This window comes from Pseudomonas sp. LPH60 (genome assembly GCF_030718165.1).
In the GTDB taxonomy this organism is placed as follows: Bacteria; Pseudomonadota; Gammaproteobacteria; order Pseudomonadales; family Pseudomonadaceae; genus Aquipseudomonas; species Aquipseudomonas danubii.
Map to the genome: position 1 here is coordinate 652,049 of NZ_JAVAJH010000001.1, position 18,749 is coordinate 670,797.

At 66.3% G+C, this 18,749-nt stretch carries 15 protein-coding genes; 12 read left to right on the plus strand and 3 right to left on the minus strand.

The window, feature by feature from the left end:
* The first annotated feature begins 24 nt into the window (after positions 1-24).
* The 8 genes from Q8O96_RS02950 (at position 25) to Q8O96_RS02985 (ending at position 11,045) form a co-directional block, all read left to right on the plus strand.
* Positions 25-954, plus strand: coding sequence for a quinoprotein relay system zinc metallohydrolase 1 (locus tag Q8O96_RS02950; RefSeq protein WP_250330312.1), 930 nt, complete (start codon positions 25-27; stop codon positions 952-954).
* Between the two features lie 270 nt (positions 955-1,224).
* Entirely contained in the window at positions 1,225-3,000 is a 1,776-nt protein-coding gene (gene pedH / locus Q8O96_RS02955) for a PQQ-dependent alcohol dehydrogenase PedH (RefSeq protein ID WP_102861874.1), read from the plus strand.
* Between the two features lie 197 nt (positions 3,001-3,197).
* A complete protein-coding gene (locus Q8O96_RS02960; RefSeq protein ID WP_305948320.1) occupies positions 3,198-4,718 on the plus strand; it encodes an aldehyde dehydrogenase family protein in 1,521 nt (506 codons plus the stop codon).
* 830 nt (positions 4,719-5,548) lie between these two features.
* Positions 5,549-5,620 (plus strand): pyrroloquinoline quinone precursor peptide PqqA, encoded by a 72-nt coding sequence (gene pqqA / locus Q8O96_RS02965; RefSeq protein WP_011060521.1) that lies wholly within the window; start codon positions 5,549-5,551, stop codon positions 5,618-5,620.
* Between the two features lie 61 nt (positions 5,621-5,681).
* A complete protein-coding gene (gene pqqB, locus Q8O96_RS02970; protein ID WP_305948321.1) occupies positions 5,682-6,596 on the plus strand; it encodes a pyrroloquinoline quinone biosynthesis protein PqqB in 915 nt (304 codons plus the stop codon).
* Between the two features lie 571 nt (positions 6,597-7,167).
* The gene (ercA, locus tag Q8O96_RS02975) at positions 7,168-8,331 is read left to right on the plus strand and encodes an alcohol dehydrogenase-like regulatory protein ErcA (RefSeq protein ID WP_060838525.1); all 1,164 of its coding nucleotides are present in this window, start codon (positions 7,168-7,170) and stop codon (positions 8,329-8,331) included.
* Positions 8,315-10,042 carry a NahK/ErcS family hybrid sensor histidine kinase/response regulator gene (locus Q8O96_RS02980; protein ID WP_102861871.1) on the plus strand — a complete coding sequence of 576 codons (1,728 nt, stop codon included), beginning with the start codon at positions 8,315-8,317 and terminating at the stop codon, positions 10,040-10,042. The genes ercA and Q8O96_RS02980 overlap by 17 nt, the downstream gene beginning before the upstream one ends.
* A 151-nt stretch (positions 10,043-10,193) precedes the next feature.
* Positions 10,194-11,045 carry a VanW family protein gene (locus Q8O96_RS02985; protein WP_305948322.1) on the plus strand — a complete coding sequence of 284 codons (852 nt, stop codon included), beginning with the start codon at positions 10,194-10,196 and terminating at the stop codon, positions 11,043-11,045.
* Here the strand turns inward: Q8O96_RS02985 and Q8O96_RS02990 are convergent.
* The gene (locus tag Q8O96_RS02990; RefSeq protein ID WP_102861869.1) at positions 11,019-11,567 is read right to left on the minus strand and encodes a YniB family protein; all 549 of its coding nucleotides are present in this window, start codon (positions 11,565-11,567) and stop codon (positions 11,019-11,021) included. The genes Q8O96_RS02985 and Q8O96_RS02990 overlap by 27 nt on opposite strands.
* Positions 11,568-11,683: 116 nt before the next feature.
* Between Q8O96_RS02990 and Q8O96_RS02995 the strand changes: the two genes are divergently transcribed.
* The 3 genes from Q8O96_RS02995 to Q8O96_RS03005 are packed head-to-tail and all read left to right on the plus strand — an operon-like array spanning position 11,684 to position 15,900.
* Entirely contained in the window at positions 11,684-12,352 is a 669-nt protein-coding gene (locus tag Q8O96_RS02995; RefSeq protein ID WP_305948323.1) for an ABC transporter ATP-binding protein, read from the plus strand.
* A gap of 1 nt (position 12,353) precedes the next feature.
* Positions 12,354-14,834 (plus strand): FtsX-like permease family protein, encoded by a 2,481-nt coding sequence (locus Q8O96_RS03000; RefSeq protein WP_305948324.1) that lies wholly within the window; start codon positions 12,354-12,356, stop codon positions 14,832-14,834.
* Positions 14,824-15,900 (plus strand): lipocalin-like domain-containing protein, encoded by a 1,077-nt coding sequence (locus tag Q8O96_RS03005; protein WP_305948325.1) that lies wholly within the window; start codon positions 14,824-14,826, stop codon positions 15,898-15,900. The genes Q8O96_RS03000 and Q8O96_RS03005 overlap by 11 nt, the downstream gene beginning before the upstream one ends.
* Before the next feature lie 359 nt (positions 15,901-16,259).
* Here the strand turns inward: Q8O96_RS03005 and Q8O96_RS03010 are convergent, their stop codons facing one another.
* Positions 16,260-16,646, minus strand: a complete 387-nt coding sequence (locus tag Q8O96_RS03010; RefSeq protein ID WP_115582064.1) for a hypothetical protein — start codon at positions 16,644-16,646, stop codon at positions 16,260-16,262.
* Between the two features lie 202 nt (positions 16,647-16,848).
* On the opposite strand from Q8O96_RS03010, the gene Q8O96_RS03015 reads away from it, so the two are divergent.
* Entirely contained in the window at positions 16,849-17,205 is a 357-nt protein-coding gene (locus Q8O96_RS03015; protein ID WP_240321968.1) for a hypothetical protein, read from the plus strand.
* A 15-nt stretch (positions 17,206-17,220) separates the two neighbouring features.
* Here Q8O96_RS03015 and Q8O96_RS03020 read toward each other — a convergent pair whose 3' ends face one another.
* Positions 17,221-18,627, minus strand: coding sequence for an FAD-binding oxidoreductase (locus tag Q8O96_RS03020; RefSeq protein ID WP_305948326.1), 1,407 nt, complete (start codon positions 18,625-18,627; stop codon positions 17,221-17,223).
* Positions 18,628-18,749: the final 122 nt, after the last annotated feature.

Sequence of the window (18,749 nt, forward strand, 5' to 3'; positions counted from 1 at the left end):
GACCCACCCGAGCCGAGGCGCACCATGCGTTGGATCCTGCTGTTGCTGCTATGCCTGGGCCTGCCGGCCCGGGCCGACCTGGACTATCAACTCAAGCCCCGGCAGATCGCTGAGGGCACCTGGCTGCTGGAAGGCAGCACCGACAACTTCGCCAAGGCCAATGGCGGCAATATCGTCAACACCGGGTTCATCGTCACCGACAGCGGGGTGGTGGTGATCGACAGCGGGCCGTCCAAGCGCTACGGCGAAGCCTTGCGCCGGGCGATTGCCGCCACCACCGACAAGCCGGTGATCCAGCTGCTGTTGACCCATCATCATCCCGACCATGTGCTGGGCAACCAGGCCTTTGGCGATGTGCCCATCGGCGCCCTGGCCGGCACCGGCGATCTGCTGCGCCAGCAGGGGGACGCCATGGCCGAGAACCTGTACCGCCTGGTCGGCGACTGGATGCGCGGCACCGAGGTGGTGTTGCCGACCCAGGTGCTGGAGCCCGGGGTGCTTGAGGTGGGCGGGCATCGCTTGCGCCTGCTCAGTTTGAGTGGGCACACCGGTGCCGACCTGGCGATTCTCGATGAGAACACCGGGGTGCTGTTTGCCGGTGACCTGGTGTTCTACGAGCGCGCGCTGACCACCCCCAACAGCCCGGGGCTGGAGGCATGGCTCAAGGACCTGGACACCTTGCAGGCCCTGCCGTGGAAGCTGATCGTCCCAGGCCATGGCCCGGTGGCCAGCGATGCGGCGCCTTTTGCCCAGATGCGCGATTACCTGAGTTGGCTCGATGGGCTGATGCGCGACGGCGCGGCCCGGGGCGACGACATGGCGGAGATGATCCGCCGCCCGATCCCCGAGCGTTTTGCCGGCATCAGCCTGACTCGCTACGAGCTGATCCGTAGCGTCAGCCACCTGTACCCGCGTTACGAGCGCCAGCAACTGCAGCGCATCGACGCCCATTGACCTGGGTGGCGAGGGCGCAAGCTCGCCACCTCCAACCTCAACACAGACGCACCTCAGCGCCGCCTGGTCGGCGCGGCTGCGCGACGTTCGTGTGCCGGCGAAGAAGGCTTTATGGGCCTCTGCCTACCCCCTTGCAGCCTGCCGCTCCTGTACCAAGGAACTAGAAAACTCCGCACTGCGGGCAATTGTTGGCAAACAGGCCGGGACCAAGAATTCCCGGCAGACCGGGAAAATTTCCCGGGAACAACAATAACCGCCGAGGTAGCCGTCATGACCCAACCCCCACGTCGTCCCTGTTTCGCCGTGAGCCTGGTGCTCAGCGCCATGCTGCTGTCCAGCGCGGCCCTGGCCGCCGTCACCGATGAAGAGATCCTCCAGGACCCGAAGAACCCGCAGCAGATCGTCACCAACGGCCTGGGTGTCCAGGGCCAGCGCTACAGCCCGCTGGACCTGCTCAACGTCGATAACGTCAAGGAGCTGCGGCCGGTCTGGGCCTTCTCCTTCGGCGGCGAGAAGCAGCGCGGCCAGCAGGCCCAGCCGCTGATCAAGGACGGGGTGATGTACATGACCGGCTCCTATTCCCGGGTGTTCGCGGTGGACGCGCGCACCGGCAAGAAGCTCTGGCAGTACGATGCGCGCCTGCCCGATGACATCCGCCCGTGCTGCGACGTGATCAACCGCGGCGTGGCGCTGTACGGCGACCTGGTGTTCTTCGGCACCCTGGACGCCAAGCTGGTGGCCCTGAACAAGGACACCGGCAAGGTGGTGTGGAGCAAGAAGGTCGCCGACCACAAGGAGGGTTACTCCATCAGCGCGGCGCCGATGATGGTCAACGGCAAGCTGATCACCGGGGTCGCCGGCGGCGAGTTCGGGGTGGTGGGCAAGATCCAGGCCTACGACCCGAAAAACGGCGAGCTGCTGTGGATGCGTCCCACCGTGGAAGGCCACATGGGCTATGTGTACAAGGACGGCAAGGCCATCGAGAACGGCATTTCCGGTGGCGAGGCGGGCAAGACCTGGCCGGGCGATCTGTGGAAGACCGGCGGCGCGGCGCCGTGGCTCGGCGGCTACTACGACCCGGAAACCAACCTGCTGCTGTTCGGCACCGGCAACCCGGCGCCGTGGAACTCCCACCTGCGCCCTGGCGACAACCTGTATTCCTCGTCGCGCCTGGCCCTGAACCCGGACGACGGCACCATCAAGTGGCACTTCCAGAGCACCCCCCACGACGGTTGGGACTTTGACGGCGTCAACGAGCTGATCTCCTTCAACTACAAGGAGGGCGGCAAGGAGATCAAGGCCGCCGCCACCGCCGACCGCAACGGCTTCTTCTACGTGCTCGATCGCACCAACGGCAAGTTCATCCGCGGTTTCCCCTTTGTCGACAAGATCACCTGGGCCACCGGCCTGGATAAGAACGGCCGGCCGATCTACAACGAGGCCAGCCGTCCCGGCGCCCCGGGCAGCGAAGCCAAGGGCAGTTCGGTGTTCGTCGCCCCGGCCTTCCTCGGCGCCAAGAACTGGATGCCCATGGCCTACAACCGCGACACCGGGTTGTTCTATGTACCGTCCAACGAGTGGGGCATGGACATCTGGAACGAAGGCATTGCCTACAAGAAGGGCGCGGCGTTCCTTGGCGCGGGCTTCACCATCAAGCCGCTGAACGAGGACTACATCGGCGTGCTGCGGGCCATCGACCCCATCAGCGGCAAGGAAGTCTGGCGCCACAAGAACTTCGCGCCGCTGTGGGGCGGGGTACTGACCACCAAGGGCAACCTGGTGTTCACCGGCACGCCTGAAGGCTTCCTCCAGGCGTTCAATGCCAAGACCGGCGAGAAGGTCTGGGAATTCCAGACCGGCTCCGGAGTCCTGGGCTCGCCCGTGACCTGGGAAATGGACGGCGAGCAGTACGTCTCGGTGCTCTCCGGCTGGGGCGGCGCGGTGCCGCTGTGGGGCGGCGAAGTGGCCAAGCGGGTCAAGGACTTCAACCAGGGCGGCATGCTCTGGACCTTCAAGCTGCCCAAGGACCTGGTGAGCAAACGCTAATCGTAGGAGCCAGCTTGCTGGCGAAGAGGCCCGCAAGAGCGCCTTCATCGGCAAGCCGGCTCCCGCACTGGGCAATCAACCTACGACCAAATGACGAGAGCCCCCCCTGCCAACGATGCATTCGTCCGGCCCCCGAGGCTCTCTACCATCGGTCCATCGCCTGTCGTCGGACAGGCCTCGACCAGCAGAGGCTCAGCATGATCTACGCACAACCCGGAACCCCAGGCGCCGTCGTGTCCTTCAAGCCACGCTACGGCAATTTCATCGGCGGCCAGTTCGTGCCGCCGGTGGCTGGCCAGTACTTCACCAACACCTCGCCGGTCAACGGCGAAGTGATCGCCGAATTCCCCCGTTCCAGCGCCGCCGATATCGACCTGGCCCTGGACGCCGCCCATGCCGCCGCCGATGCCTGGGGCAAGACCAGCGCCCATGACCGTTCGCGGGTGCTGCTGAAGATCGCCGACCGCATCGAGCAGAACCTGGAGATCCTCGCGGTCAGCGAGACCTGGGACAACGGCAAGGCGGTGCGCGAAACCCTCAACGCCGACGTGCCCCTGGCCGCCGACCACTTCCGTTACTTCGCCGGTTGCATCCGCGCCCAGGAAGGCGGCGCCGCCGAGATCAACGAACTGACCACCGCCTACCATTTCCACGAACCTTTGGGCGTGGTCGGGCAGATCATCCCGTGGAACTTCCCGCTGCTGATGGCCGCCTGGAAACTCGCCCCGGCCCTGGCCGCCGGCAACTGCGTGGTGCTCAAGCCCGCCGAGCAGACCCCGCTGTCGATCATGATCTTCGCCGAGCTGATCGCCGACCTGCTGCCGGCCGGCGTGCTGAACATCGTCCAGGGTTTCGGCCGTGAAGCCGGCGAGGCCCTGGCCACCAGCAAGCGCATCGCCAAGATCGCCTTCACCGGCTCGACCCCGGTGGGCTCGCACATCATGAAATGCGCCGCCGAGAACATCATTCCGTCCACCGTGGAACTGGGCGGCAAATCGCCGAACATCTTCTTCGAAGACATCATGCAGGCCGAGCCCAAGTTCATCGAAAAGGCCGCCGAGGGCCTGGTGCTGGCGTTCTTCAACCAGGGTGAAGTCTGCACCTGCCCGTCCCGCGCCCTGGTGCAGGAGTCGATCTACGAGCCATTCATGGCCGAGGTGATGAAGAAGATCGTCAAGATCAAGCGCGGCAACCCGCTGGACACCGAGACCATGGTCGGCGCCCAGGCATCGCAGCAGCAGTACGAGAAGATCCTCTCCTACCTGCAGATTGCCCAGGAGGAGGGCGCCGAGCTGCTCACCGGTGGCGCCGCCGAGCGCCTGGAAGGCGACCTGTCCAGCGGTTACTACATCCAGCCGACCCTGCTCAAGGGCCACAACAAGATGCGCGTGTTCCAGGAAGAAATCTTCGGCCCGGTGGTGGGCGTGACGACCTTCAAGGACGAAGCCGAAGCCCTGGCGATTGCCAACGACAGCGAGTTCGGCCTGGGCGCCGGGCTGTGGACCCGCGACATCAACCGCGCCTACCGCATGGGCCGGGCGATCAAGGCCGGTCGGGTGTGGACCAACTGCTACCACCTGTACCCGGCGCATGCCGCGTTCGGTGGCTACAAGAAATCCGGCGTGGGCCGCGAGACCCACAAAATGATGCTCGACCACTACCAGCAGACCAAGAACCTGCTGGTGAGCTACGACATCAACCCCCTGGGCTTCTTCTAAGGGCAAGAAAGGGCGGGGTAGTTGGGTGCTGCCCCGCTTTGTGTGGCAACGGCGCGACGTCTTGGGTGGACGTCGCGCCGTTTTTTTTAGAGACCCCGATCCCCTCAACTTGCGCCATCCTGTAGCCGCTGCCGAGCCTCGGCGATCCCCCGCCAAACCCGCAGCGGCCTCAAGAACGCTGCGGCCCTTCGTGCCGTTCGCAGCCTGCGGCAGCGGCTACACCAACCTCGGATCGACACCGGCCCTGTAGCCGCTGCTGAGCCCCAGCGAAGCTGCGCAAAGGCCCGCAGGGCCTTGCCTGACGATCCCCCGCCAAACCCACAGCGGCCTCAAGAACGCTGCGGCCCTTCGTGCCGTTCGCAGCCTGCGGCAGCGGCTACACCAACCTCGGATCGACACCGGCCCTGTAGCCGCTGCCGAGCCACGGCGAAGCTGCGCAAAGGCCCGCAGGGCCTTGCCTGAAGATCCCCGCCAAACCCACAGCGGCCTCAAGAACGCTGCGGCCCTTCGTGCCGTTCGCAGCCTGCGGCAGCGGCTACACCAACCTCAGATCGACACCGGCCCTGTAGCCCTGTAGCCGCTGCTGAGCCACGGCGAAGCTGCGCAAAGGCCCGCAGGACCTTGCCTGACGATCCCCCGCCGAACCCGCAGCGGCCTCAAGAACGCTGCGGCCCTTCGTGCCGTTCGCAGCCTGCGGCAGCGGCTACACGTGCGCCCAGCCCCTACCAACGCACCCCGCCGGCTCGTCCCAAAGTAGCATTCGGCCGCCGCGCGCCCCGTGCATTAATGCCTCTACCGGAATCGTCCGGCACAACAAGAGGATTGACCCCATGTGGCATAAACCCGCGTACACCGACCTGCGCATCGGCTTTGAAGTGACCATGTACTTCGCCAACCGCTGAGCCGTCCCGCTCCGGCCGCTCCTGGTGTTGGCCGGAGTCTTTTGCCCTTCAGGAGCACGTCATGCATATCCGCATTCTCGGGTCCGCGGCGGGTGGCGGTTTTCCCCAGTGGAACTGCAACTGCCGCAACTGCGCCGGGGTGCGCGACGGCAGCCTGCGCGCCCAGCGCCGTACCCAATCGTCGATCGCCTTGAGCGACCACGGCAACGACTGGATCCTGTGCAACGCCTCGCCGGACATTCGCGCACAGCTGGAGTCCTTCCCGGTGCTGCAACCGGCCCGGCACTTGCGCGACACCGCCCTGGCCGGAGTGATCCTGCTGGACAGCCAGATCGACCACTGCACCGGCCTGCTCAGCCTGCGCGAAGGCTGCCCGCATCAGGTCTGGTGCACCGAGATGGTCCATCAGGACCTGTGCAGCGGCTTCCCCCTGTTCACCATGCTCAGCCACTGGAACGGCGGCTTGCAGTGGCAGCCCATCCACCTCGATGGCCGCGAGTTCAGCCTACCGGCCTGCCCAGACCTCGCCTTGCGGGCCATTGCCCTGCGCAGCAGCGCGCCGCCGTATTCGCCCCACCGTGGCAACCCGCACCCGGGGGACAACATCGGCCTGTTCATTGAGGACCGGCGCAGCGGCGCCAGCCTGTTCTACGCCCCGGGCCTGGGGCAGGTGGATGAGGCCCTGCTGGAATGGATGGACCGCGCCGACTGCCTGCTGGTGGACGGCACCCTGTGGCGCGACGATGAAATGCGCGTCTGTGGCGTCGGCGACAAGCTGGGCAGCGAGATGGGCCACCTGGCGCAAAGCGGCCCCGGCGGCATGCTCGAGGTGCTGGAGCGCTTTCCCCGGGCGCGCAAGGTGCTGATCCACATCAACAACACCAACCCGATCCTCGACGAAGACTCCGCCGAGCGCGCCGAGCTGACCCGCCGCGGCATCGAAGTGGCGCATGACGGCATGGACATCCATCTCTGACGCCACCCGGTCCCTGTAGCCGCTGCCGAGCCACGGCGAAGCTGCGCAAAGGCCCGCAGGGCCTTGCCTGACGATCCCCCGCCAAACCCGCAGCGGCCTCAAGACCGCCGCGGCCCTTCGTGCCGTTCGCAGCCTGCGGCAGCGGCTACACCCTCGGATCGATACTGGCCCTGTAGCCGCTGCTGAGCCACGGCGAAGCTGCGCAAAGGTCCGCAGGACCTTGCCTGGCGATCCCCCGCCAAACCCGCAGCGGCCTCAAGAGCGCCGCGGCCCTTCGTGCCGTTCGCAGCCTGCGGCAGCGGCTACACAACCTTGGATCGGCACTGGCCCTGTAGCCGCTGCTGAGCCACGGCGAAGCTGCGCAAAGGCCCGCAGGGCCTTGCTTGACGATCCCCCGCCAAACCCGCAGCGGTCTCAAGCACGCTGCGGCCCTTCGCGCCGTTCGCAGCCTGCGGCAGCGGCTACAGGGCCTGCGAGGCTGCGAAGTCCGCCGATGGTCGGATTGCTTTCAGCAACGGATGCTTTAGGCTGGCGTTCTCCTTCCAGAACAATAAGAAAACAGGCTTCCGTCATGAGCCAGAATCTCAGTCTGCTGCGCAAGTTCGTGTCTCCGGAAATCATCTTTGGCGCCGGTTGCCGGCATAACGTCGGCAACTATGCGAAGACCTTCGGCGCGCGCAAGGTCCTGGTGGTCAGCGACCCCGGGGTGATTGCCGCCGGTTGGGTCGCCGATGTCGAGGCCAGTCTCCAGGCCCAGGGTGTCGACTATTGCCTGTACAGCCAGGTCTCGCCCAACCCGCGGGTGGAGGAGGTGATGCAGGGCGCCGAGGTCTACCGCGAAAACGCCTGCGATGTGATCGTCGCCGTCGGCGGCGGCAGCCCCATGGACTGCGGCAAGGGCATCGGCATCGTGGTGGCCCACGGACGCAGCATCCTGGAGTTCGAAGGGGTGGACATGATCCGCGTGCCGAGCCCGCCCTTGATCATGATTCCCACCACCGCCGGCACCTCGGCGGACGTCTCGCAGTTCGTGATCATCTCCAACCAGCAGGAACGGATGAAGTTCTCCATCGTCAGCAAGGCGGTGGTGCCGGATGTGTCGCTGATCGACCCGGAAACCACCCTGGGCATGGACCCGTTCCTCTCCGCCTGCACCGGTATCGACGCCCTGGTGCATGCCATCGAGGCCTTTGTTTCCACCGGCCACGGGCCGCTCACCGATCCCCATGCCCTGGAAGCCATGCGCCTGATCAACGGCAACCTGGTGCAGATGATCGCCAACCCCGGCGACATCGCCCTGCGCGAGCAGATCATGCTCGGCAGCATGCAGGCCGGGCTGGCGTTCTCCAACGCGATTCTCGGCGCGGTGCATGCCATGTCCCACAGCCTGGGAGGCTTTCTCGACCTGCCCCACGGATTGTGCAACGCGGTGCTGGTGGAGCATGTGGTGGCCTTCAACTACAGCTCGGCGCCGGAGCGCTTCAAGGTGATTGCCGAGACCTTCGGCATCGACTGCCGCGGGCTCAACCAGCGGCAGATCTGTGGGCGCCTGGTGGAGCACCTGATCGCCCTCAAGCACGCCATCGGTTTCCACGAAACCCTGAGCCTGCATGGGGTCAGCAGCAGCGACATTCCGTTCCTCTCGCAGCATGCGATGGACGATCCGTGCATCCTCACCAACCCGCGCGAGTCCAGCCAGCGTGATGTCGAGGTGGTGTATGGCGAGGCCCTCTGACGAACAGCAACGAGCCCTGGCCGGGCTCTTGGGGCTGGGCAATCACTCGGCGCGCAAGAGTCACTACCCGGAACTGGCGGCGCGCCTGGAAGACCTGGAAACCGAGCGCAACCGCTACAAGTGGCTGTTCGAGCATGCGGTGCACGGCATCTTCCAGGCCAGCCTGCAGGCCGGCCTGCGCGCGGCCAACCCGGCCCTGGCGCGCATGCTGGGCTATCAGGACCCGCAGGAAGTGCTGTTCTCCCTGGCCGACCTGGCGGGCAATCTGTTCGTGGGCGGTGCGGCGGAACTGGCGGCCATCGGCGAGGAGCTGCAGCGTCAGCGCAGCCTGTTGGGCTATGAAACCCAGTTGCGGCGCAAGGACGGCAGCAGCATCGATGTGCTGATGAACCTGCTGCTCAAGCCCGACCAGGACGGGCTGGTGGAAGGTTTTGTCGCCGACATCACCGAACGCAAGCTGGCCCAGCAGCACCTGGAACAGCTCAACGACCAGTTGGAGCAGCGGGTCGCCGCGCGCACCGATGAACTGCTGGAAGCCAACCGCAACCTGCAGCAGCAGATCGCCCGGCGCGAACGCATCGAGTGTGATCTGCGGGATGCCCGGGACGCCGCCGAGGCGGCCAATCGCAGCAAGGACAAATACCTGGCCGCCGCCAGCCACGACCTGCTGCAACCGCTGAATGCCGCGCGCCTGCTCATCTCTACCTTGCGCGAGCGGCGCCTGCCGGCGGCCGAGCAACTGCTGGTGGAGCGCACTCACCAGGCCCTGGAAGGCGCCGAGGACCTGCTCACCGATCTGCTGGATATCTCCAAGCTCGACCAGGCGGCGGTCAAGCCCGACCCTGCGGTCTATCGCCTGGATGAGTTGCTCGCGCCGCTGGTCTCGGAGTTCCAGTCGGTGGCCGAGGCGGCGGGCCTGGAGCTGCGGGTGCGCTTTGGCGACTTTGCCCTGTTCACCGACCTGCGGCTGATGACGCGGATTCTGCGTAACTTCCTCAGCAATGCCTGCCGCTACACCGAGCGCGGCAGCATCCTGCTGGCGGCGCGGCGTCGCGGCGATCAGTTGCGGCTGGAGGTTTGGGACACCGGGCGCGGCATTGCCGCCGACCGCCTGGATTCGATCTTCCTCGAATTCAATCAGCTGGACGTGGGCCGCGCCGCCGACCGCAAAGGGGTGGGCCTGGGGCTGGCGATTGTCGAGCGCATCGCCAAGATCCTCGGCTACCGGGTGCAGGTGCAGTCGCGGCCGGGGCGGGGCTCGCGGTTCAGTATCGAGGTGCCCCTGGCGGACCGGGTGCCATTGCCCATCAGCTTGCAGGCACCGCAGCCGGGCACCGGCAACCCGCTGCCGGGGCGGCGCCTGCTGGTGCTGGACAACGAGCTGAGCATCCTTGAGAGCATGGCCGCGCTGCTCGGGCAGTGGGGCTGCGAAGTGCTCACCGCCACCGATCAGGCGGCGGCCCTGGCGGTGCTTCAGGGCCGGGCGCCGGAGCTGATCCTGGCGGATTTTCACCTGGATCACGGGGTCACCGGCTGCCAGGTGGTGCAACAGCTGCGCGAGCACTTCCAGCAGCCGCTGCCGGCGGTGATCATCACCGCCGACCGCAGCGACCAGTGTCGCCGGGCCTTGCAGCAACTGGGAGCGCCGCTGCTCAACAAACCGCTGAAACCGGGCAAGCTGCGGGCCGTGCTCAGCCAGTTGCTGGGCTAGGGCTGGGCCTGGTCCTCGGGGCATTCCAGTACGGTGCGCTCGGGTGCAGGGCTTCTGGCATGGGCGCAGGCTTGCCGCTAAGATGCCGCTCTTTTTTTCAAGGACGAAGCCGGCTCCTGCGTCGTCGCGCCGGGCCGCCGTTTAACCATCGATGAAACCCTTGTCCTCGTATCACCCGCTGCTGTACTGGCTGCGAGTACGCCAGAGGCGCCTGATGCGTCATCTGGCCTGGCGCTGTTCCGGGCGCCGTTACGCCCGGCCCGAGCCCGGCAGCTCGCACTTGCCCCATCGGCTGATCAAGCACACCTCGAAACTGATCCGCACCCTGGGCGACTGCGACCTGGCGCTGCAGCACAACAAGGTGATCAACCTCAAGCTGGCGGTGGCCTGCATCGATGGCGTGCGCATCGCCCCCGGCGAGTATTTTTCCTTCTGCAAGCTGGTGGGCCGGCCCAGTCGCCGGCGCGGTTTTGTCGAAGGCATGGAGCTGTCGTTCGGCGAGGCCCGCCGCGGCATCGGCGGTGGCATCTGCCAACTGAGCAACCTGATTCACTGGATGGCGCTGCATTCGCCGCTTGAGGTGGTGGAGCGGGCCAACCACAGCTTCGACCCGTTCCCCGACGAGGGTCGGGTGCTGCCCTTCGGTTCCGGTGCGGCGATCTTCTACAACTACATCGACCTGGTGCTGTACAACCCCGGCCCCCAGACCTTGCAGCTCAAGCTGCTGGTCGGCGCGCAGCAACTGGAGGGCGAGCTGCTCTGCGAGCGGCCGCGGGAGTATCGCTATCACGTCTACCAGCGGGCCCATCGCTTTGTGCGCGAGGGCACCCGGGTGTACCGGGAGAACCAGATCTGGCGCGACATTCGCACCAAGGGCCAGGACGCCCAGCTGCTGCGGCAGGAGTGCCTGTATCGCAACCGGGTGCTGGTCAAGTACCCGGTGGCCGAGGCGCTGCTCGATCAGCCAGTGCCGGGCTCAGATGATGCCCAGCATCCACAGTAGGCCCAGGTAGACCGCGGCGCCGCCCAGGGGCCAGACCACCAGCAGGCGGGTCTGGCTGAAGAACGCTGGCGCGGCCTCCACCCGGGTCGACTCCTCCAGCTGTTGCAGGGTCCTGGCGGGCACGCCGTCCTCGACCGGGGCGTTGAGCTGGGCCTCGATCAGCGGTTCCACGGCCTCGACCTTGCGCATCAGCGTCCGGCCCGAGGCGAACAGGGCGGCGCCGACGAAGATCAGCAGGTAGATCACCAGGAATTTCCAGTGGGAGGAGTAGCTCAGGTCGATGAAGCTGGGGGTCGGGCTGTTGTCCCAGAACCAGTCCAGGGCCCGGGTGTTTTCCGAGACCATCAGGGTGAACTGCTGAATCGGGCGGTTGATGGTGCTCGCCATGGCGGTGTAGCTGTCCAGGCGCCAGTGGAGCATTTTGAGGGTGGAGAACAGCGTGGAGATCAGTGCGCCGGTGAACATCAACGCGCCTGCGCCAATCTGCAGCCGGTACTTCAATTGGGCCTGGGTGTAGTTCATCTGTGCGTCCTGCCATGAAGAAAGTGGCGCAATACTATATTTCACCGGCACGGGCCGATAGGGGCGGTGCTGCTCAGGCTATCCTTGGCTCCCTCTCTACTCGGACGAATCAGCCCATGCTGCAGGTACAAGGCGTCTTCAAGAGTTACCCCACGCCCCAGGGCCCGTTGGCGGTGCTGCAGGGCGTGGACCTGCAGCTGCGGCACGGCAGCAGCCTGGCACTGATGGGCGAGTCGGGCAGTGGCAAGAGCACCTTGCTGCACCTGATCGCCGGGCTCGACCGGGTCGACACCGGCAGCATCCGCATCGGCGGGCAGCACCTGGAGCAGATGACCGAGGGCCAGCGTGCCGACTGGCGACGCACTGAAGTGGGCCTGGTGTTCCAGCAGTTCAACCTGATCAGCAGCCTGCGGGTGGAAGACAACCTGAGCTTCCAGGCACGCCTGGCCGGGCGCCTCGATCCACTGTGGCAGGCGCAGTTGGTGGAGCGCCTGGGCCTGGGGGATTTGCTGCGGCGTTACCCGGAGCAGCTCTCCGGTGGCCAGCAGCAACGGGTCGCCCTAGGCCGGGCCCTGGCGGCGAAACCCGGGTTGCTGCTGGCGGACGAACCCACCGGCAGCCTCGACGAGGCCACCAGCGACGAAGTGTTGCAGCTGTTGCTGGAGCTACTGGCGGACAGCCCCACCAGCTTGTTGATGGTCACCCATAGCCAGCGGGTGGCCAGCCGCCTGCAACAGACGGTGGTGCTGCAACGCGGTCGTCTGGCCGACCCGGTCGGGGCTTGAGATGGGGGTCTTTGTCACAGCGATGCAGGCGCTGCTGAGCCACTGGCGCCGGCATCCGGTGCAGTTTTTCAGTGTGCTCACCGGACTCTGGCTGGCCACCAGCTTGTTGACCGGCGTGCTGGCTCTCAACAGTCAGGCTCGGGACAGTTATGCCCGGGCCAGCCAGTTGATCGGCGGCGAGCCTCAGGCCAGCCTGGGCAGCGCCAGTGGTGCGAGTTTTTCCCAGCAGGGGTTCGTCGAGCTGCGCCGTGCCGGCTGGCCGGTGTCGCCGGTGCTCCAGGGGCGGGTGCAGCTCAAGGATCACCCCGACCAGCCCCTGCAGGTGATGGGCATCGAGCCCTTATCGTTGCCCGCCGGTTCCGCGGTGGCCGGGCAGGCCCTGGCGCTGCAACAGATGGTCGAGTTCTTCAGTGCGCCGGGCACCACCTGGGTGGCGCCGCAGACCCTGGCCAGCCTGGGCTTGCAAGAGGGCGAGCAACCCCAGGCAGTCAATGGCCAGCGCTTACCGCCGCTGCGGGTGCAGTCGGACATGGCCCCGGGGCTGCTGTTGATGGACATCGGTTTTGCCCAGCAGGTGCTCGGCCAGCCCGGGCAGTTGAGCCGCTTGTTGCTGCCCAGGGACTTTGCCGCCCAGGCACCGCCACTGCCGGCGCAACTGGCGGGGCAACTGGTGCTGCGCCAGGGTGAAGCAGAGGGCGATCTGGCGCGCCTGACCGAAAGCTTTCACCTGAACCTGGATGCCTTGGGGTTCCTGTCCTTTGTGGTGGGGCTGTTTATCGTGCACGCCGCCATTGGCCTGGCCCTGGAGCAGCGGCGCGGCTTGCTGCGCACCCTGCGGGCCTGCGGGGTCAGTGCGCGGCTGCTGATTGCCTGCCTGATCGTCGAGCTGGGAGGGCTGGCGCTGTTGGGCGGTGTGGCTGGCGTGGTCAGCGGCTACCTGCTGGCCGGGGTGTTGCTGCCGGACGTGGCCGCCAGCCTGCGGGGCTTGTACGGCGCGCAAGTGGCCGGGCAGTTGAGCCTGAGTCCCGGGTGGTGGTTCAGCGGTATCGGCCTGAGTCTGTTGGGCGCCTTGCTGGCCGGTGGCGCCAGCCTGCTGCGGGCAGCGCGCCTGCCGCTGCTGGCCCTGGCCAATCCCCAGGCCTGGCACCAGGCCCATGCCCGCTGGTTGCGGCGCCAGGGTTGGATCGCTTGCCTGGCCTTGCTGGTGGCCCTGCTGGCGTGGCACTGGGGCGACAGCCTGGCCAGCGGTTTCGTGCTGCTGGCGGCTTTGCTGCTGGCGGCGGCCCTGGGCCTGCCGGTGCTGCTCAACGCGGTGCTGGGCGGTTTGCTGGGGCGCAGTCGCGGGGTGCTGGGGCAATGGTTTGTCGCCGATAGTCGGCAGCAGTTGCCGGCCCTGAGCCTGGCCTTGATGGCCCTGCTCCTGGCCCTGGCGGCGAACATTGGCGCCGGCAGCATGACTGCCGGTTTTCGCCAGACCTTCAACGACTGGCTGGAGCAGCGCCTGAGCGCCGAGCTCTACCTCAACCCGCAAAGCCCCGAACAGGCCGGGCAACTGCTGGACTGGCTGCCGCGCCAGCCCCAGGTGACGGCGGTGCTGCCCAGCTGGCAGGTGGCGTTGCAGGTTCAGGGCTGGCCGGCGGACCTGTACGGGGTGATCGACCATCCCAGCTATCGCCAGCATTGGCCGTTGCTGGAGGCCCAGGGGGCCGATCCCTGGGCGCAGTTGGCGGCGCACGACAGCGTGATGCTCAGCGAACAGTTGGCCCGAAGACTCAAGGTGCGCCTGGGGGATCGCCTGGAGCTGCCGGTGCCGGCAGGGCACTGGGCGCCCCAGGTGGTGGGGATCTATGCCGACTACGGCAATCCCAAGGGGCACTTGCTGGTGAATGTGCAGCACCTGTTGGCGCATTGGCCGCAGTTGGCGCCGAACCGTTTCAACCTGCGCCTTGCGCCGGAGGCGGTTGCGCCGCTGATCGGTGCCTTGCAACAGCAGTTTCAGCTGGATGACAGCCGGATCATCGATCAGGCCCGGCTCAAGGGTTGGTCGCTGCAGGTCTTCGAGCGTACCTTCGCCGCCACCGCCGCCCTCAATAGCCTGACCCTGGGGGTGTCCGGGGTGGCACTGTTCATCAGCCTGCTGACCCAGAGCCAGAGCCGCCTGGGCCAGTTGGCACCGCTCTGGGCCCTGGGGGTGGGCCGGCGCCAGTTGATGCTGCTGAACCTCGGGCAGACCTGGCTGCTGGCGGTGCTCACCCTGATGCTGGCGTTGCCCCTGGGGATTGTCCTGGCCGGGTGCCTGAACAGCGTGATCAATGTCCAGGCCTTTGGCTGGAGCCTGCCGTTGCGGGTGTTTCCAGGGCAGATCCTGCAACTGCTGGGCTTGGCCATGTTGGCCACCCTGGCGGCTTCGGCCTGGCCGCTGTTGAAGCTGTACCGTGCACAACCGGCGGATTTGCTGAGGACCTTTGCCCATGAAGAGTGATTGCCGGTGGCTGTCGCTGCTGTTTCTGCTGCTGGCCGGCTGCGACCAGGACGCCGCGGCGCCCCAGGGTTTTGCCGGGCTGGGCAACGAGGCCTCGGCCTTTGCCCCGGTGGTGCCGGGGCGCACCTTCAGCTTTCCTGCCGATCATGGCCCACATGACGGTTTTCGCATCGAGTGGTGGTACCTGACGGCCAACCTGAAGGACGCTCAAGGCCGGCAATTCGGTGTGCAATGGACGCTGTTTCGCAGTGCGTTGCGGGCCGCGCCCGAGCAGCCCGGCTGGGGCGCACCGCTGGTCTGGCTGGGGCACGCGGCGGCCACTTCGGCCAGCCGTCACTATGCCGCCGAGCGTTATGCCCGGGGCGGGGTGGGGCAGGCCGGGGTCACGGCGCAGCCGTTCCAGGCCTGGATCGATGACTGGCGCTTCACCAGCCTGCCCACCGGGGCCAATCCCCTGGCCCGGATGCAGGTGCAGGCCAGTGGGCCGGGGTTCGCCTATCAGTTGCAACTGTCCAGCCGCCAGCCGCTGGTGCTGCAGGGCGTGGGCGGCTACAGCCGCAAGTCGGACCAGGGTCAGGCGTCCTATTACTACAGCCAGCCGTTCTTCCAGGCGTCGGGGCAGTTGCAGATCGACGGCCAACGCTATGAGGTCAGCGGCCCGGCCTGGCTCGATCGGGAGTGGAGCAGCCAGCCCCTGGCCGCCGACCAGACCGGTTGGGACTGGTTCTCCCTGCACCTGGACAGCGGAGAACGGTTGATGCTGTTCCGGGTGCGGGAGAACCGTCGCGCGCCTTACATCACCGGCACCTGGATCAATGCCGATGGCAGCACCCAGAGCCTGGGGCGTGAGCAGATCCAGATGACGCCCCTGGAGGAAGCCCAGGTCGAGGGGCGGCGCCTGCCGAGCGCCTGGCAACTGAAGATTCCCGATAAGAAACTGGACATCAGAACCCGGGCCTTGAATCCCCAGTCGTGGATGAAACTGAGTATTCCCTATTGGGAGGGGCCGATCACCCTGGAGGGCAGCCACACCGGCAGCGGTTATCTGGAGATGACCGGGTATTGAGGGGGGGCTGCAGGACAGCCCCAGGGGCCAGGGCTGACGGGGCTGAACTGAGGGGCGAGCCGGCGGCGAGGGCGACGGATCACCCTGGTGTCCAGTTTTATTCAGAATCCGCCCACGGATTTTCCCCTTCAGTTGCACTAGAATGCCAATCGTTCGCCCGGTGCAAGGGCTCTTTACCGGTGCATGGATTGCCAAGGCCAGAGCACTGGGCGAACACCCTCCCTGAACAATGTCCTGCGAATGCCAGGTTGTGTAACTGTCGCGTCCGGCGACGTTCGAGCCCTTGAAAGGCGCTCAGCTTCCCCTTCAAACACCCCCCTGCGGGTTTTCTGCGCTGCGCCGTGGTTGGTCGTGGGTGCTTAAAGCGCGATGGGCTGCAGGCTGATCTGGTGGGCGCGCAGACTGACCCACTGCGGCAGGCGCTCGGGGCCACCCCGCAGGGACAGGAGGATGATCGAGGGGCCTACTGCCAGGGCGGCGACGCCATCCTCATCGAGCTGAACCAGGCGCCCACTGACCTGCAAGGCACCCTGGTCCCAGTGCAGGCGGAACGGGCCCTGGGCACAGGGCTCCAGGTTGTCATTCCAGCTGAACTCGTCCTCCAGGCTCAGTTCCACTTCGTAGTCGTGCCCGACCCTCGGTGAGGGGCCCAGCCATTGGCCGCGGCCCTCGCCGAAGGCACAGCAGAAGCCGACGCAGAGGTCTTGCGCCGCAGTGAGGCGGATGTCCGTCAGGGTGATACGCATGCCAGGGTGTCTCGATAGAGTTGAAGTGGCGCCAAGCCGCTTGCACGGTTACCGCGCCGGGCAAGGCTGAAGGCTCTGCCGGCGTCTGGCAAGTGCCTGCGGTTTTTCATTGCGCAGTCGCGGGGCCTTCAACAAAATGGCCGACTGCTCCGCGGGACCGCTCGCGGAGGTGGATGGTAGTGGAGATCCTGGATTGATCTGGTTGAAGCGTTTTCTCATGTCGATCGGCGCACTGACGCTGATACTGGTTGCCCTCGGGATGGCCTGGACAGGCCTTTTCAAAGAAGCCGTGCACACATTGCCGGAACATCCCCGGGCCCGGTGGCAGGGCGGCGTCGATGGTGGGCACTACGTTGAAGTCACCCGCAGCGAAGCGCCTTACTACTTCGTCCAGATCCGTTATGAAAGCGGCGACCTGTGGTCCGAGGGCTGGCTGCGGCATGAGCACGGCGACGGTGCTCCGTTCAGCGCTGACGACGTGATCGCCTTTGACGGTGACGGGGTGATTTTCCTTCAGCAACGCAAGGTGCTGGCCGGTGGCAAGTCCGGGGCCCGTTGAGCCCCGGGGCGCGACCTATCTGCCCTGGCTGTCGGTGCCGTAGGCGTCCCACAGCTTGTTGCGAAACTTGTTGTGCGGATCGACCCGCGCCTTGAGCGCGAGAAATTCCCCGGCCCGCGGATAGGCCGCCCGAAACTGCTGCGGTGTGGCGTGGATCTGATACGGCAGGTAATAGCTGCCGCCGCGCTTGATCGCGCTGTCCACCAGGGCCCGGGTCCATTCCCGCACGGCGTCCCGCTCCGCCTCTGCCGTGCTCTGCTGGTAATACAGCACCAGGGCGAACACGTCAGTCTTGGCCCAGGCCAGCAAGGTGCCGGGGTCGGCCTTGGCGTGGCGGATGGACAGGTTGATCACGTTGACCCTGTGCGCCCGCAGGGTCGCGCCCATCTCCTGGACGAAACTTTCCAGCTGGTCGGTGGGTACGAAGTATTCCTGCAGCACGTAGGTGCGCTTGCTCCGGGAGTCGGGCTCCAGTTCGCGCACGTCGAGGCTGGCCTCGTGGTTGCGCCAGGAGACTTGGGGTTTCTTCAGCACCAGGGGGTCGATCACCTCCTGGCGCAGGGCCTTGCCCCCGGGCCATTGGCTCACCACTTTCAGGGCTTTCTGTTCTTTCCAGTAGTTCTGGTCCAGGGGCGTGAGGCGCTCCTTGACCGTTAGCGGCAGGTCGGTCTGGCTGTAGGACACTGCGCGCAGGGTCTGGTACTGGTCGGGGTAGAGCACGGCGTTATGCAGGATGACCTTGGGGTTGTGCTCGATCCGGGCAAAGAAAAAGGGGCGGTAGTCGCCCAGGGGCATTTCTTCGAAGCTGCGCAGCAGGCGCACGTTGTCACTCAGGCGCAAGGTGGCTTCGACTATCACCCCGAGGCCGCCGTAACCGCCGATGGCGCCGTAGAACAGTTCGGCGTTGCTTTGCGGGCTGGCCTCGACCACTTGGCCGTCGGCCAGCACCAGCTTGATGGATTTGACCGAGGTCACCAGCGGCCCATAGCCGACATAGCGGCCATGGGCGTTGACGCTCAGGGCGCCGCCGACGGTGAAGTTGGCGTAGCTCTGCATGATGCTCACGGACAGATCGTAGGGGTCGATGAAACTCTGCAGGGCGCGCCAGGTGATGCCGGGCTGCACGGTGATTTCCTTGTGCTCGCGGGAGAAACCGAGCACCCGGTCGAAGCCGCGCATATCGATCTGCAAGGCATGCTCGGTGGCAGTCTGGCCGCCCATGCTGTAGCGCCCGCCGCCGATGGCGATGGGGCCGGGGTGTTCGGCCACCCGTTTGACGATCTGCTCCAGGGTGGTGGGCCGGGCCACCTGGTCCACCACGATGGGGTTGAGCTGGGTGATGTCGTTGACGGTTTCTGCTGCGTGGGTGCTCAGCGCGGCGCCGAGGGCGCAGCATAAAAACAGGCCGGTCGCGAATCTCATGTCGCCGTGTCCATCCTTGGTGGTGGCGCGCCGCGGGCTCGGGCGCAAGTTCCGGCACAATAGCGTCCCGGCCAGGCCATGACCATGGGGCAAAACGACGAAGGGGGAATCCGGCACCGACC